Below are 13,716 nucleotides of genomic sequence, written 5' to 3' on the forward strand. Positions count from 1 at the left end.
CGTGGGATCTTTTTTCAAACAGATTTACCGATACACGCACCCGCGGTCATACAGGCACAATGAAAATTTATGGCCCTATATGAAAATAGACAGAGCGCGTTCGGGGGAAATAACTAAACTCGAATATCGCGGCCAGTATGTACCCATAGCCGATCTTTCCTCCTTAAAAGGAAAGTTTTCCGGGCCGGTAATGCTGACTGCCACCGGGCCTTCCGTAAAAGAAATTGATTTTACCCAACCCCCTCTCCCGATTCCGGCTTTTGGCGTTAACGGAGCCTGGTCGCTGAGCCAATTTTTTGAATTCTCGTTTTACGTTATCGTAGACATGGGATTCTTCGATAAAAAGCCCGAAATCGTAGCTAACATTATTGCCGCACGTAATTTGACCTTATTTACGACGGCGCATGGCATAGCCAGAATCGTTGATCGCTTCGGATTAAAAAATATTCAGTGTACATTAGCGCTTATCGAAGATGCTGCTTGTAGAATTTACCAGCCTGCACTCAAACCTCATGAGCTAAAAGATTTTTATGTTGTTAAAGAGAGCTCAGCTGAGTTTGCTCCGGACCGCGCAGATATCGGTTTTTCAACGGATATCCGGCAGGGGATTTTTGATGCCGGTACAGTGATTTACTGGGCATTACAGATTTCCCTGTATCTTGGTTTTACCGAACTGTTTATCGCAGGCCTGGATATGAACAACTTTGATAAACCCCGGTTTTATGAAAGCCAGAGCGATATGCAACCCACGAACCTTAAAGGTATTTTCACAAACCTTGTTTTACCTGCATTTCAACATGCCAGCTTATTACTTAAAGATAAGAAAATAAGAGTTGTTAATCTTTCAGTCAATAGTGCTATTCCAGACTACATTTTTGAAAAGGTTTCATATAATGATGCATTTTTTAAGAAGAATTAATGCAGAGCATCTTTATTATTTATTCTTTACATTGTTTCTTTTCTTCAGTGCAATTTTTTGCGGCTATACAAGATCGACAAACCTTTTCCATTTATCGGGAATAGTTTTCCTTTTCCTAATTTTCAGAAACAAAACATTTCGCGATACCCTTCTGCATAAAAAACAGATGCTTTATGGGCTGATTTTTTGCTCAATTTATCTGTTGTATTTTTCGCTGAGCACCCTTTGGGGAGACATCCCGTCAAACCTTGAGTCAGCGTTAACACACAGTTTATACATTCTGATTTTTGTCGCCATGGTCGCGAAAATATTAAGCAGCGAGAAAAGAGAGATTGCTCTGGCAGCGATAATTTTCGGATTTGTTGCTTTAGCGCTTTTCTTAATTGTTGTTGATTATCAAAATTTACTGACCAACCGACTGATGAGCCCAATATCCCCCGGCCCGAGTAATGTCATCGATGTCGGCGGATACTTTTCAATCGGGATAATTCTCTCATTGCTGGCGTTCAAAGAGAGTAAGAAACCTGTGTTTATCATCACAGCCTCTATACTTTTCATCGCATTATTACTCACTCAAAGCCGCGGGCCCTTTATTGCTCTGGTGATCTCGCTGATCGTCACGTCACACTATAAAATTCTTTCCAGGAAAAACGTTTTAATTGCAGCCATCGCACTGGCCGTTGTCATTACAGCCATGTCATATATTGGCATTACTGAGATGGTCATTGAACGTTTTCAGGAGTTGTCATCGCAGGTTTACTTACGTCTCAGTATCTGGCGACATACGTTTGAAGTGATCTCTCCTGACATAGTTTTCGGTTACGGTTTTGATAAGAGTCTGAATTTCATTAATTACAGTGGCGAACACATCACAACGACACATAGCTTGTATCTTGGGAGCATGCTGAAAGGCGGGTTGGTCGGTGTCATTTCACTTCTGATGCTGCTGGGTTATATCGCTTACAGGGCGTTATGTTACATCAAGGAAGAAAGACGTTTTGAGGCAGCTATCTTCATATTCATGCTGATCTTTTATGTTTCGCAGGGAATGTTCAATATCAGTAATCCCAGCGAAAGCTGGTACTTATTCTGGTTCCCGATAGGTGTTTTGCTGGCCGGAGAAATAAAGAAAGCCCGATAGTAAATGGCGAAACAGAGCAAGGGAAAAATAGCTATTCCCTTGCTCTCACCCTCAGAGCGGTAACAATAATTCGATTCTTTCCAGAACATCCTCAGCATTAATGATAGCTAAAGGCTGTATTTTTATATCTGCTGCCAGATTTTTAATATCTGTAGAAACACGCATGACCTGATGCAATTCCATATCCTGATAAGGCCCCGTATGGTCAGGATTTGCTGTCACGAAAAGGCTGACAGTTTTGGTTTTCAGCGCGACGGCAAGATGAAGCGGTCCGGTATCTCCGGTAACGAGCACATCCATGTTTTCTATAATGCCCATCAATTGCTTCAGATCGGTTTTCCCGATATAGCTGGTGACCCGTTTTACTTCATCTTCCGACAATGAATTCAGGAAGAATTTTTCATAGGCCAGTTCTTTTTTTGTCCCAATCAGCACAACTTCATACTCAGGCCCCAATTGGAAAAGTACTTTCGCAAGCTCAGAAAATTTTGATATTGGCCAGCATCTTATTGGTTCAGAGGCGCCCATCTGAAAACCAATAATTTTCTTTCCGGCTTCTTTATTAAGATGCGTGAAATCAACTGGAATAACCATTTCATTATTGGATACATCGCAACCTAACAAACTGCACATATTCAATTTTCGTTGAATCAGATGGCAGCTTAAAAACGATCCTTCATTAACAAGCCACTTTTCCATCCCAATCTTCTTACCGCCGTATATATCCTTGACGATATATTGGGAGCCGGACATCACTGCGCTAAGAATGTCGTAGGGTGCTTTTGAGTGTAAGATTACCGTTAATTCAGGCGGCCGCTCTCTAAGTTGTGTGACCAGTTTTCTGACGTGTTTTACCTTCTCATCCCAATATACTATCCGGTCAAAAAAAAGACTTCCCTCAACGAGGGTTTTATTTTTTTCACTGGAGACCAGTGTAATGAACGCATCCGGATAGCGTTGTCTTACCGCACGAATGGCTGGCGTATTGAACATTAAATCGCCCAGCGCCGTGGTCGAGTAAATAGCAATACTTTTAAAATTCTCTTCTGCCGAGAATGACTTCCGGCTTTTCAGAGTGGGCTTAATCTTTACATAGCAATGTAAGAAAAGATTAATCCAAAATATTTTCATCCTTTTCTGCGACATCTTAGTTCATCTTCCATTGATAATATTCTGCCAGAGTCATCCCCTGTGCCCGTTCGCTTATCCAGCTAAACAGCTTTTCCAAATCGTCGTAGAGTCTTTCAATGTCTTGTTCGTTTTTGAACGTCGGGCTTCCGCCGGGCATGAACTCTGAAGAGTGCAGCATGAACTCGATATAGTCAGAACCCTGCTTAAGAGTCTGCTCAGCAACCTTTTTCATATTCTCAACATTGCCACCGGATGGGCGCAACCAGAGCGTAGAAGGCGACCGGGTTTTTCCGCGAAGTTTATCGTAGCCGCTCTTAATATGATTGAGCATTCCCGAGTGCTTAAGCTGAATACTCATCGGGACTTCAAGAAGCGGAGAATTGCCCGCTTTTGCAATATCATTGAGGTCAATGAAATAAGCCTCTTTCGGAAAACGGCTGTAATCCGTTCCGCCCGCCCCTTCAGGGTTACCCGGTGAAGATGACCAGTTCACATGCGGTGTCACCGAACAATCAACAAGATATCCCTGCTCAACCAGCAGCGACGCATAAAACTCATTAAACGCCCAACGACCCGCGCGATGGCTGAGCATTTTTGTCTGGAAATTGTCTTCCAGCAGTTTCGTCATAAATGCCACTTTAGCCTTGATTTGGTCTTCCGGGAATTCGATCAGGTAAGGCTTGTGTCGCCAGTCATCATCGGTCAGCGCGACAAGCGGAGGGCTATTCCAGGCATGTAAATGCATGCCAACTTCGCCCTTCCCCCGCCGGATCACATCACTGGCAAACTCCACATAAGCAGCATCCTGCGCCATTTCATAATTCGTCAGATAAACCGGCTTAAAGGCGTACTTTTCGCAAAGGCTCTGGAATCGCGGCAGAAAGCGGGTGTTCTCAGTGGAAATGCGCTCATGATTTTGCCAAAGATTGTCACCCTCGGTATCTATGGTGATGATAAATGCGGGTTTTTTCATTGAACTGGCCTAATTTTATCTTATTAATCAAACGTACAGGATGACGGTTACGCGGGCATGCCAATGCAAACATACCGCTATGACAACAATTTATTGGATTGTTTCTATTTTTTGGGATTTTCACCCTCAACGCAAGAACCGTGTTGGGTGTAGCCTGAGGCTTCAGTGTACTTTAGAATCGTGCTTTGATTCCTAAACAGTGATGAATTATGACGACTGCTCAAGCACAAAATCCGGATTCCTCTATCAGGCGTATCCTTATCATCAAACTACGTCATCACGGCGATATGTTGCTGACGACCCCGGTCGTCAATACATTGAAGGCGCGTTATCCTGACGCTGAAATTGATATGCTGATATACCAGGAAACCCGGGATATGCTGGCGGCCAATCCTTCCATTCATCACTTGCATTGCATTGACCGCACCTGGAAAAAACTCGGCGTGTGGTCCCATATGGCTCATGAAATTCGTTTAATGAAACAGGTCATGTCCCGCCATTATGATCTGACGCTCAACTTAAGCGATCAGTGGCGAAGTGCCATTGCCACCCGACTTACGGGCGCGTCTGTCCGCCTGGGTTTCGATTTTCCAAAACGTCAGGGCGCATTTTGGCGTTTTTGCCACACCCAACTGGTCAGTACGAAAAACCATCATGCACTTCATACCGTTGAACAAAACCTCTCCCTGCTGGCCCCCCTTCAGCTTCCTTTGATAAGACCGGAAGCCACGATGAGTTATGCTCAGGAAGACGGTGAAAAGGTACAGCATTTATTACAGCAGAATCAGGTTTCTGGCCGTTATATTGTGGTGCAGCCTACCTCTCGATGGTTCTTCAAATGCTGGTCAGAAGAAAAGATGGCCGCCATGCTTACGCAATTGCACGCTGAAGGCTATCCACTGATAGTCACTTCCGGGCCGGACAAACACGAGCTCGCCATGGTCGATCGTATCCTGAAACTTTGTCCTCAGATCAATCTGATTTCTCTGGCCGGCAAATTAACGTTACCCCAGCTTGCCGCCTTGATTGATGGTGCCGCGCTATTTATCGGCGTGGATTCTGTCCCGATGCATATGGCGGCGGCTTTGAAAACTCCTCTCGTCGCTCTGTTTGGCCCGTCAAAACTGGTTTTCTGGCGCCCATGGGAAGCCACAGGTGAAGTGATTTGGGCCGGTGATTTCGGGCCACTTCCTGATCCGGACAATATCGATACCAACACGTCCGAACGTTATCTGAATGCCATTCCCGTAGACGTCGTGACTGATGCGGCCAGGAGATTATTAGCATGAAAGCATTCCGGCTTGCTTTAGTTCGCCAGAAATACCGCCCTGACGGAGGCGCCGAACGGTTTGTTTCCCGGGCGCTGGAAGCACTTGAAAACCAAAATATCGAGCTTAATGTCATCACCCGCGAATGGCAGGGTGACATTAACCCCGATTGGAATGTGCATCTGTGCAACCCGTGGAAATTCGGTCGTGTAAGCAGGGAGCGCGGTTTTGCCAACGCGGCCCGGCAAATCTGGCAAAAAGAGAAATTCGATTTGGTGCAAAGCCACGAACGGATACCTGGCTGCGATTTATACCGGGCCGGTGATGGCGTTCATGTCAGATGGCTGGAAGAGCGTTCGCGATTGTTGCCTCAGTACAAAGCAAAAAGACTTTTCACCGACAGGTTTCACCGTTACGTCATGCAAGCCGAAAAGGATATGTATGCCGCGCCAGAGTTGAAAGCGGTTATCTGTAATGCCGAAATGGTTAAAAAAGAAATCATTGAGCGGTTTTCTGTGCCCGCAGAAAAAATTCACGTCATTTATAATTCTGTAAATAACCAACATTTCATACCGGTGACCGCCCCGCTGCGCGCTCAGCTTCGCCAGCAATATGGTGTGCCGGCGAATGCGACTTGCATGATCTACGTTGGCTCGGGCTTTGAGCGTAAAGGCCTGGACGCGGCAATTAAAGCCATTTCAGGAACGTCGCGACATCTTCTGGTTGTCGGCAAAGATAAAAATGAGCCACGGTATCGCGAATTAGCGGCTGCAAGCGGCTGCAAAGATCGGGTGCATTTCTTTGGCGTTCAGCAAAATACGCTGCAGTTCTATCAAATGGCTGACGGGTTGCTACTCCCTACTCTATACGATCCGTTCCCCAACGTGATTCTCGAAGCCATGGCCTGTGGCCTGCCCGTGATCACTACCCCAACCTGTGGTGGAGCCGAGTTTATAGAAAATGGGAGAAACGGATTCGTTTGTGATGCGCTGGATATCAACGACCTGCAGCAAGCGATTATGGCTCTGCCGTCGAATGTGGTAGATTCTCGCGAGTCTCTAAACTCACGGGAAACGGTCATGAACAATACGCCTCAGCACCTTTCAGAGCAGCTTCTTAACCTCTATAAAGAGCTTCTGAACCGATGATAAATATTCTGATTGTTATCGATGGTTTGCCAGGCGGCGGTGCCGAAAAGGTTGTTCTGACATTAGCCGAAGGCTTTCTGCGCGCCGGACACCGTGTTTCGCTATTTTCATTAAGAGACGTTTGTGAGTATCCGCTGCCAGACGGTCTGACTTACCGGGTGATAAAAGATAAATGCCGTGCGCCGTGGCGTAAAATCACTGAGCTTACACGCCGTGCCCGGTTGCTTGATCAGGCCGTACAATCCAGCGACGAATTTGATTTGGTATTATCAAACCTGCACAAAACCGATCGTATCGTTTCCCGCAGCAAATACCTCCCCCGCCATAAAGTCTGGTTCTGTTTACACGGGATGTTCTCAACGTCTTATCTGGGACACCGGACCGGCCTGAGCCGCTGGCTGAAGAAACTCAAGATAAAAAAGGTTTATCAGGACCGGAATATCGTGACTGTTTCACAGGCCGTCGCAGATGATTTAGCCCATTTCGAACTCCGTCCCTCTCAGCTTAAGGTGATCTACAACCCGTTCGATATCGATGCAATCAGACTGGCTGCCGCACAGGAATGTGAGCTTCCTCCGGGATCGTACCTGATCCATGTGGGGCGTTTTCATGAGAATAAGCGTCACGACCGGCTGATTCAGGCTTATGCAGAAAGCCGCATCGAACTCCCTCTGGTTCTGCTGGGCCAGGGTTCAGAAGCGAAAACTGAAAAGCTGAAAACATTAGCTCAGGATCTCGGCGTAGAAGACAGGGTTCTGTTTCCCGGATTCAGGCCTAACCCATATCCTTTCATTCGAAATGCAGCAATGCTGGTACTGAGTTCGGACAGCGAAGGGTTTGGGAATGTATTGGTTGAAGCCCTGCTTCTGGGCACCCCGGTCGTCAGCACACATTGTCCGGGCGGCCCTGCTGAAATCCTGCAAGGTGAACTTGCCCGCGGGCTGGCTCAGTTGAACAGCCATAATTTAGCGCAAGTGATGGTGGATATTTACCAGAATCCCCCGGAAATCAATCAGGAAACATTATCGGGCTTTGGCATTGCACCTATTTGCGAACAATATTGCTCGCTGGCAAAAAATGCTGAGAGCTAAATAAGAATTCATTCTGAGCACCCGCTGCTCTACGTTTATTCCAGGATAATTATGCTGCAGACCCCTTCACTGAGTATTATCGTTGCCGTTTATAACGGGGAGCAATTTCTCTCCCAATTTTTCGACAATATCATCCAGCAGGCATTAACCGATTTTGAGATGATTATTGTTAACGACGGTTCAACAGATAAAAGTGCAGAAATTATTGAATCCTATCGGACATCTTTTGAGGCGTACAAGGTATTCACGATTGAAAACCAGGGCGTTTCTATCGCACGTAATCACGGTTTGTCACAAGCCACCGGCCAGTATCTGGCATTTCCGGACATCGATGACAATATTCATCCCGGAATGTACCAGAAACTGCTGGAGATGGCTGAAAAGAACTCGCTGGATGTGGCAACCTGTAATGGGCGCTATGTCTATGAAAATAGCGAAAAAAACAAAACAATCTTCCCACCAGAACGCTTATCTTCGACAGGCGTTATTTCGGGTGACGTCTGGCTGAAACAGGCGCTCAACTCCCGCAAGTTTCTGCATGTGACTTGGCTGAACATCTACAATCATGATTTTATTAAACGTCATCACTTTTCTTTCGAGCCAGGACTCAGACATCAGGATATTCCGTGGACGACTGAGATTCTGCTGGCGGCAGAACGTGTTCAATATACCAGCGATATTTTCTACGATTATTTAATCCATTCGAATTCGGTTTCACATAGAACAGACGGTGACGTAACTGAAGTCCGCTCTGCACATCATTACATGAAGATTCTTCGTATGCTGGATGATATTAATCATCGGTATCAGGAAAAAGTCGCTAAAATTCCAGCGTGTAAATGGCAAATAGCAAAAGAAGGTCTGGGCATTCTTCATACTGTCGACAAAATAAAAGACCCGGCATTGAAGAAAAAGCTGGTTGAGGAAATTTTCCAGCAAGGTGTCTGGAACCTGATGTGGCGAAACGCCAATACTTTGCGCCTCCGCTGGCGGCTGGGGCGTCGGTATTTCAAATTGCGAAAATTAATCAGTGGATAGATCCCGTAACGGTCGGTAACCGCATCTTGATGCGTGAGCCGCCCAGCCTCTGGCGTTAAAAGTATTAGCTTTGATTTGGCTAAAAACTTAGAATTCCAACCCTACTCGAGACTTCACGGATATTATGTTGCAAACGCTGTATACAGTTCTTCTATACCTCATCCAGCCTCTTATCTGGATCCGTTTGCTGGTACGTGGCCGGAAGTCACCGGCATACCGCAAACGCTGGGCTGAACGTTATGGCTTCTGCAAAGGGAAGGTGGTTTCTGGCGGCATCATGCTGCATTCCGTCTCAGTGGGCGAAACTCTGGCGGCAATTCCTTTAGTCCGCGCCCTGCGCCATCGTTATCCTTCATTGCCCATTACAGTCACCACGATGACCCCAACGGGCTCCGAGCGTGTTCAGTCCGCTTTCGGTGCTGGTGTTCATCACGTTTATCTACCTTATGACCTGCCTGGATCGCTGAACCGTTTTCTCAATGAAGTGAACCCCAAGTTGGTTATCATTATGGAAACCGAGCTGTGGCCAAACCTCATCAGCGCCCTGCATCGCCGTAAAATTCCCTTAGTGATTGCTAATGCACGCCTTTCTGAGCGTTCGGCTAAAGGCTACCAAAAGCTGGGCAAATTTATCCGCACTGTTTTACAACGCATCACGCTGATTGCCGCGCAAAATCAGGAAGATGGCGATCGTTTCCTTTCACTGGGATTAAAACGTAATCAGCTCGCGGTTACCGGCAGCCTGAAATTTGATATTTCCGTGACGCCGGAGCTGGCCGCTAAAGCCATCGCGCTGCGCAGTCAGTGGGCATCACGCCGCCAGGTGTGGATTGCGACCAGTACGCATGAAGGGGAAGAAACCTTGCTGTTGGAAGCGCATAAAGAATTGCTGAAAGCTCATCCGACGCTGCTGCTGATCCTTGTGCCGCGCCATCCGGAACGTTTCCCCGTTGCCTGTGAACTGACACGCAAAGCGGGTCTGACCTTCACACAACGCAGTACGGGGGAAGTGCCTTCGTCGGGAACGCAGGTCGTGATCGGCGATACGATGGGTGAGTTAATGCTGCTGTACGGAATTGCCGATCTGGCGTTTGTTGGTGGCAGTCTGGTCGAACGCGGAGGTCATAATCCTCTGGAAGCCGCAGCACACGCCATTCCAGTCCTGATGGGTCCGCATACGTTTAACTTCAAAGATATCTGCGCCAAGCTCACGCAGGACGATGGGTTGATCACCGTGACAGATACACCGTCGCTGGTCAAAGAAATCTCCACGTTGCTGACAGATGAAGATTATCGTCTGTATTACGGGCGTCACGCGGTAGAAGTTTTGCATCAAAATCAGGGAGCGCTACAACGCCTGCTGCATTTACTGGAGCCTTATCTGCCCGTGCGAGGTCATTAATGGCCGATAAAAAACGTTTATCCGTCGTGCTGATTGCACGCAATGAAGCAGATCTGCTGCCCGAATGCCTTGAGTCTGTGGCCTGGGCAGATGAAATCATCCTGCTTGATTCAGGCAGTGAAGATGCCACGCCGGACGTTGCCCGTCAGTTCGGCGCCAAAGTTTTCACCAACGAACAATGGCCGGGTTTTGGCAAGCAGCGCCAGTTAGCGCAAAGCTATGCGACTGGCGATTATATTTTGATGATCGATGCGGACGAACGGGTTTCCCCGGAACTGCGTCAGTCGGTGGAAAACGTTCTGAATAATTCTCAGGAAAACACGGTTTACAGTTTTGGCCGCAGTAATTTATTCCTCGGAAAATTTATGCGCCACAGCGGCTGGTATCCCGATCGTGTCAACCGCTTATATCCTTCAGCCTTCCGCTATAACGACGATTTAGTTCACGAATCGCTGAACACGGGCAATGCCGCCGTTATCCCTTTGCAAGGCGATTTGCTGCACCTGACTTGTCGGGATTTCTTTGCTTTTCAGCGTAAACAGCTTAGTTATGCCGAAGCATGGGCCCGTCAGCGCCATCAGCAAGGCCGCCGTTGCAGCTTTTTCTCTGTCATTTCACACACATCAGGCGCTTTCATAAAAACCTGGATCCTGCGGGCGGGTTTTCTGGATGGGAAACAGGGTTTGATTCTGGCAGGCGTCAATGCACAGTATACTTTCAATAAATATGCCGCCCTGTGGGCACTCAGCCATCAACTGCAAAAGTGAGCTTGTATGAGCACTAAGGCAATTTATCCCGGTACTTTCGACCCGCTGACAAACGGACATCTTGATATCGTGACGCGTGCTGCGTTGATGTTCGATCATGTCATTCTGGCGATTGCCGCCAGCCCGAGCAAAAAACCGATGTTTACTCTGGATGAGCGTGTGGCGCTGGCCACGCAGGTCACTTCTCATCTGAAAAATGTTGAAGTGATTGGCTTTCGCGATCTGATGGCGAACTTTGCCAAAGCGCAGGGCGCGAATGTGCTGGTGCGTGGCTTGCGTGCGGTGTCTGACTTTGAATATGAGATGCAGCTGGCAAACATGAACCGGCATTTGCTGCCGACGCTGGAAAGCGTATTTATGATGCCATCAAAAGAGTGGTCGTTTATTTCATCATCTCTGGTGAAGGAAGTGGCCCGCCACGGTGGCGATATCACGCCGTTCCTGCCTCAAAAAATCACTCAGGCTCTGATGGATAAGATCAGCGCCTGAGTCTGTTCTACCGCTGGCAGTTAGGGCAAAAAAACGTGGTACGCTGAGCGTGTTTCTTACTCTCGACAGGCGTACCGCATATCCTGCAAGGCTCGCCAGCGCGGCCATAAACCTGTAACTCCTGCGCGAAATACCCCGGTTTGCCATCCGACTGTAAAAAGTCTTTGAGAGTCGTCCCACCCTGTTCAATAGAACGCAACAATACTGCTTTGATGGTTCTGACCAGCAACTCCGCTTCATCATGTTTGAGCGAATGCGCAGGTCTGTCCGGTGAGATGCCGGCAACAAACAAGGACTCGCTGGCATAGATATTTCCCACGCCGACCACCAGTTTGTTATCCATCAGCCAGGGTTTAATCGGTGATTTTTTCGCGCGACATTTCTCAAACAGATAATCTGCCGTGAAATCTTCGCTCAGCGGTTCCGGTCCGAGATGTGCGAGAACATTGCTGGCAGCGAGGTCAGAAGACCACAACCAGGCACCAAAACGGCGCGGATCGGTATAACGCAGCACACGACCGGTATCCATCACCAGATCGACGTGGTCATGCTTGCCAGGTTCGGTTTCTTCCGACAGAATCCGCAAACTGCCAGACATGCCCAGATGAATGATGATCCAGCCCGTCTTAAGCTCAACCAGCAGATACTTTGCACGACGTTGAACGCTCAGCACCAGTTGGTCACTGAGCGACAGAATCTCTGTAGAAACAGGCCAGCGCAGACGCGGATTACGCACGATAGCGTGCATGATCGTGTGGCCTTTCAGATAGGGTTCAATCCCTCTGCGGCTGGTTTCAACCTCAGGTAATTCCGGCATAATTTCTCCCTTAGCAGAATGATTCTCAGAGTGTGTCGCAGACATCAGCATCAGGCAAACAAAAGTCGCTCTGAGCGGAAATGGCCAAATTCAGACAATAAAAAACCCGGCCGGAGCCGGGTTTTATTAATCCACTAAAATTATTTAATTTTAGCTTCTTTATAGATCACGTGTTGACGGACAACTGGATCGAATTTCTTCAGTTCCAATTTTTCCGGCTTAGTACGCTTGTTCTTCGTGGTGGTATAGAAGTGACCAGTACCAGCAGAAGAAACCAGCTTGATCTTCTCGCGAACACCTTTAGCCATGATGCAGTTCCTTAATACTTCTCACCGCGGGCACGCAGATCGGCCAAGACCGTCTCAATACCCTTCTTATCAATAACACGCATACCTTTAGCAGATACACGCAGAGTTACAAAGCGCTTCTCAGCCTCAACCCAAAAACGGTGGGAGTGCAGGTTCGGCAGAAAACGGCGTTTGGTCGCGTTCAGTGCGTGGGAACGGTTGTTACCGCTCACCGGGCGCTTGCCAGTAACTTGGCAGACTCGGGACATGTCTATTCTCCAAAAATCAAATCAGCTCGAGCTTCGTATAGGGTATGGCCGCCTCGTCAGGCTTTTAGAGCCCATCTCAGCAAACTCCACTGAGAACCGACTCACTGTCGTCGGGTAAAAACCAATTCATCAGGTTAGAAACCTGCTGAGATAGGCTCTTAACGCCAAACCCAAGATTCTCAAAGGTGGCGTAGTATACGCTCTGTAGCGTAAGTGCTCAAGTCCCGAACAGCTAAAGATCCCTAAGGATCTTCAAAAAACGACGCTAAATCCAACCGCGTTCAGCAAAAGAGACTGTTTCTCCGTGGCCTACAACCAAATGGTCAAGGACGCGAATTTCCAGCAGTTGGCACGCTCGAATAATCTGTTCAGTCACTTTCCGGTCCATCAGGCTGGGCTCAGCCCGACCGGATGGGTGATTATGCGCCAGAATTAGGGCTGCCGCATTAACCTTCATCGCACCGCGAACAATTTCGCGGGGATACACTTCTACGTGCCCAATAGTACCAGCAAACATCTCCTCATGGCGAATAACGCGATGCTGGTTGTCGAGAAAAAGTACCAGAAAGACCTCTCTTTCCCGAAAAACCAGCAAATTCTGCAGATATTCCCGCATGACCTCAGGGCTGAGCATCGCATTCTCCGCATTGAGGTGACGTAAATATGAGCGGCGCGACAGTTCTGAAACTGCAACCAACTGTGCAAATTTCGCGACGCCCATCCCTTTAATGCCCGCCATTGAATCAAAATCAGCCATCAGTAACTGATGCAGAGAACCGAATTTTTCCAGAAGATTCTTCGCCAGCGCCATGACGTGCATTCCCTGGCAACCGGTACGCAGATAGATCGCCAGCAGCTCCTGATCGGTCAGCCCTTTTGCGCCCTGTTGCAGTAATTTTTCCCGTGGAGGCAATTCACCCGGCCAGCTTTCCTGTACTTTCGTCATCCTGACTCCTTTTAGGCGCCGATTCTGGCA

The 13,716-nt window shown here is 47.9% G+C and carries 15 protein-coding genes; 9 read left to right on the top strand and 6 right to left on the bottom strand.

All coding sequences use genetic code 11. The annotated features are described in order from the left end of the window. Position 1: 1 nt before the first annotated feature. Positions 2–919: a sugar glycosyltransferase gene (locus tag J8X26_RS03080; protein ID WP_208950129.1), complete on the top strand. Its 918-nt coding sequence runs from the start codon at positions 2–4 to the stop codon at positions 917–919. Further along, a complete protein-coding gene (locus J8X26_RS03085) occupies positions 894–2,060 on the top strand; it encodes an O-antigen ligase (protein WP_208950130.1) in 1,167 nt (388 codons plus the stop codon). Before J8X26_RS03080 ends, J8X26_RS03085 begins: the two co-directional genes overlap by 26 nt. 51 nt (positions 2,061–2,111) lie before the next feature. On the opposite strand, the gene J8X26_RS03090 is transcribed toward J8X26_RS03085, so the two are convergent. Then, positions 2,112–3,206: a glycosyltransferase family 9 protein gene (locus J8X26_RS03090; protein ID WP_235937449.1), complete on the bottom strand. Its 1,095-nt coding sequence runs from the start codon at positions 3,204–3,206 to the stop codon at positions 2,112–2,114. A gap of 1 nt (position 3,207) precedes the next feature. After that, a complete protein-coding gene (locus J8X26_RS03095; RefSeq protein ID WP_208950131.1) occupies positions 3,208–4,164 on the bottom strand; it encodes a polysaccharide deacetylase family protein in 957 nt (318 codons plus the stop codon). Positions 4,165–4,370: 206 nt separating this feature from the next. Between J8X26_RS03095 and rfaQ the strand changes: the two genes are divergently transcribed. The 7 genes from rfaQ to coaD all read left to right on the top strand — a co-directional run bounded on the left by rfaQ (position 4,371) and on the right by coaD (position 11,367). Further along, positions 4,371–5,453 (top strand): putative lipopolysaccharide heptosyltransferase III, encoded by a 1,083-nt coding sequence (rfaQ, locus tag J8X26_RS03100; RefSeq protein ID WP_371819783.1) that lies wholly within the window; start codon positions 4,371–4,373, stop codon positions 5,451–5,453. Beyond that, positions 5,450–6,580, top strand: a complete 1,131-nt coding sequence (locus tag J8X26_RS03105; RefSeq protein WP_152324989.1) for a glycosyltransferase family 4 protein — start codon at positions 5,450–5,452, stop codon at positions 6,578–6,580. Before rfaQ ends, J8X26_RS03105 begins: the two co-directional genes overlap by 4 nt. Next, on the top strand, positions 6,580–7,671 hold the full coding sequence (locus tag J8X26_RS03110) for a glycosyltransferase (RefSeq protein ID WP_208950173.1): 1,092 nt from the start codon (positions 6,580–6,582) through the stop codon (positions 7,669–7,671). Before J8X26_RS03105 ends, J8X26_RS03110 begins: the two co-directional genes overlap by 1 nt. Before the next feature lie 51 nt (positions 7,672–7,722). Then, the gene (locus J8X26_RS03115; RefSeq protein ID WP_152324987.1) at positions 7,723–8,709 is read left to right on the top strand and encodes a glycosyltransferase; all 987 of its coding nucleotides are present in this window, start codon (positions 7,723–7,725) and stop codon (positions 8,707–8,709) included. A gap of 127 nt (positions 8,710–8,836) precedes the next feature. Further along, positions 8,837–10,111 carry a lipid IV(A) 3-deoxy-D-manno-octulosonic acid transferase gene (gene waaA, locus J8X26_RS03120; protein ID WP_193333112.1) on the top strand — a complete coding sequence of 425 codons (1,275 nt, stop codon included), beginning with the start codon at positions 8,837–8,839 and terminating at the stop codon, positions 10,109–10,111. Beyond that, positions 10,111–10,878 carry a glycosyltransferase family 2 protein gene (locus J8X26_RS03125; RefSeq protein ID WP_165062003.1) on the top strand — a complete coding sequence of 256 codons (768 nt, stop codon included), beginning with the start codon at positions 10,111–10,113 and terminating at the stop codon, positions 10,876–10,878. Before waaA ends, J8X26_RS03125 begins: the two co-directional genes overlap by 1 nt. Before the next feature lie 6 nt (positions 10,879–10,884). Further along, positions 10,885–11,367: a pantetheine-phosphate adenylyltransferase gene (coaD, locus tag J8X26_RS03130; RefSeq protein ID WP_208950132.1), complete on the top strand. Its 483-nt coding sequence runs from the start codon at positions 10,885–10,887 to the stop codon at positions 11,365–11,367. A gap of 7 nt (positions 11,368–11,374) precedes the next feature. On the opposite strand, the gene mutM is transcribed toward coaD, so the two are convergent. The 4 genes from mutM to radC all read right to left on the bottom strand — a co-directional run bounded on the left by mutM (position 11,375) and on the right by radC (position 13,686). Beyond that, positions 11,375–12,184 (bottom strand): bifunctional DNA-formamidopyrimidine glycosylase/DNA-(apurinic or apyrimidinic site) lyase, encoded by an 810-nt coding sequence (gene mutM, locus J8X26_RS03135; protein ID WP_152324981.1) that lies wholly within the window; start codon positions 12,182–12,184, stop codon positions 11,375–11,377. A gap of 140 nt (positions 12,185–12,324) precedes the next feature. Next, on the bottom strand, positions 12,325–12,492 hold the full coding sequence (gene rpmG, locus J8X26_RS03140) for a 50S ribosomal protein L33 (protein ID WP_004392084.1): 168 nt from the start codon (positions 12,490–12,492) through the stop codon (positions 12,325–12,327). 11 nt (positions 12,493–12,503) lie between these two features. Further along, on the bottom strand, positions 12,504–12,740 hold the full coding sequence (rpmB, locus tag J8X26_RS03145) for a 50S ribosomal protein L28 (protein ID WP_101079928.1): 237 nt from the start codon (positions 12,738–12,740) through the stop codon (positions 12,504–12,506). A 265-nt stretch (positions 12,741–13,005) separates the two neighbouring features. After that, on the bottom strand, positions 13,006–13,686 hold the full coding sequence (gene radC / locus J8X26_RS03150; RefSeq protein WP_152324979.1) for a DNA repair protein RadC: 681 nt from the start codon (positions 13,684–13,686) through the stop codon (positions 13,006–13,008). Positions 13,687–13,716: the final 30 nt, after the last annotated feature.

It is taken from the genome of Rahnella sp. ChDrAdgB13, assembly GCF_017655185.1.
In the GTDB taxonomy this organism is placed as follows: domain Bacteria; phylum Pseudomonadota; class Gammaproteobacteria; order Enterobacterales; family Enterobacteriaceae; genus Rahnella; species Rahnella contaminans.

Excerpts from the sequence above, each read along its gene's own strand:
- J8X26_RS03115 (WP_152324987.1), top strand. The coding sequence starts at position 7,723 with ATGCTGCAGACCCCTTCACTGAGTATTATCGTTGCCGTTTATAACGGG.
- J8X26_RS03125 (WP_165062003.1), top strand. The coding sequence starts at position 10,111 with ATGGCCGATAAAAAACGTTTATCCGTCGTGCTGATTGCACGCAATGAA.
- radC (WP_152324979.1), bottom strand. The coding sequence starts at position 13,686 with ATGACGAAAGTACAGGAAAGCTGGCCGGGTGAATTGCCTCCACGGGAA.
- rpmG (WP_004392084.1), bottom strand. The coding sequence starts at position 12,492 with ATGGCTAAAGGTGTTCGCGAGAAGATCAAGCTGGTTTCTTCTGCTGGT.
- J8X26_RS03090 (WP_235937449.1), bottom strand. The coding sequence starts at position 3,206 with ATGTCGCAGAAAAGGATGAAAATATTTTGGATTAATCTTTTCTTACAT.
- J8X26_RS03095 (WP_208950131.1), bottom strand. The coding sequence starts at position 4,164 with ATGAAAAAACCCGCATTTATCATCACCATAGATACCGAGGGTGACAAT.
- coaD (WP_208950132.1), top strand. The coding sequence starts at position 10,885 with ATGAGCACTAAGGCAATTTATCCCGGTACTTTCGACCCGCTGACAAAC.
- mutM (WP_152324981.1), bottom strand. The coding sequence starts at position 12,184 with ATGCCGGAATTACCTGAGGTTGAAACCAGCCGCAGAGGGATTGAACCC.
- J8X26_RS03085 (WP_208950130.1), top strand. The coding sequence starts at position 894 with ATGATGCATTTTTTAAGAAGAATTAATGCAGAGCATCTTTATTATTTA.
- rpmB (WP_101079928.1), bottom strand. The coding sequence starts at position 12,740 with ATGTCCCGAGTCTGCCAAGTTACTGGCAAGCGCCCGGTGAGCGGTAAC.
- J8X26_RS03105 (WP_152324989.1), top strand. The coding sequence starts at position 5,450 with ATGAAAGCATTCCGGCTTGCTTTAGTTCGCCAGAAATACCGCCCTGAC.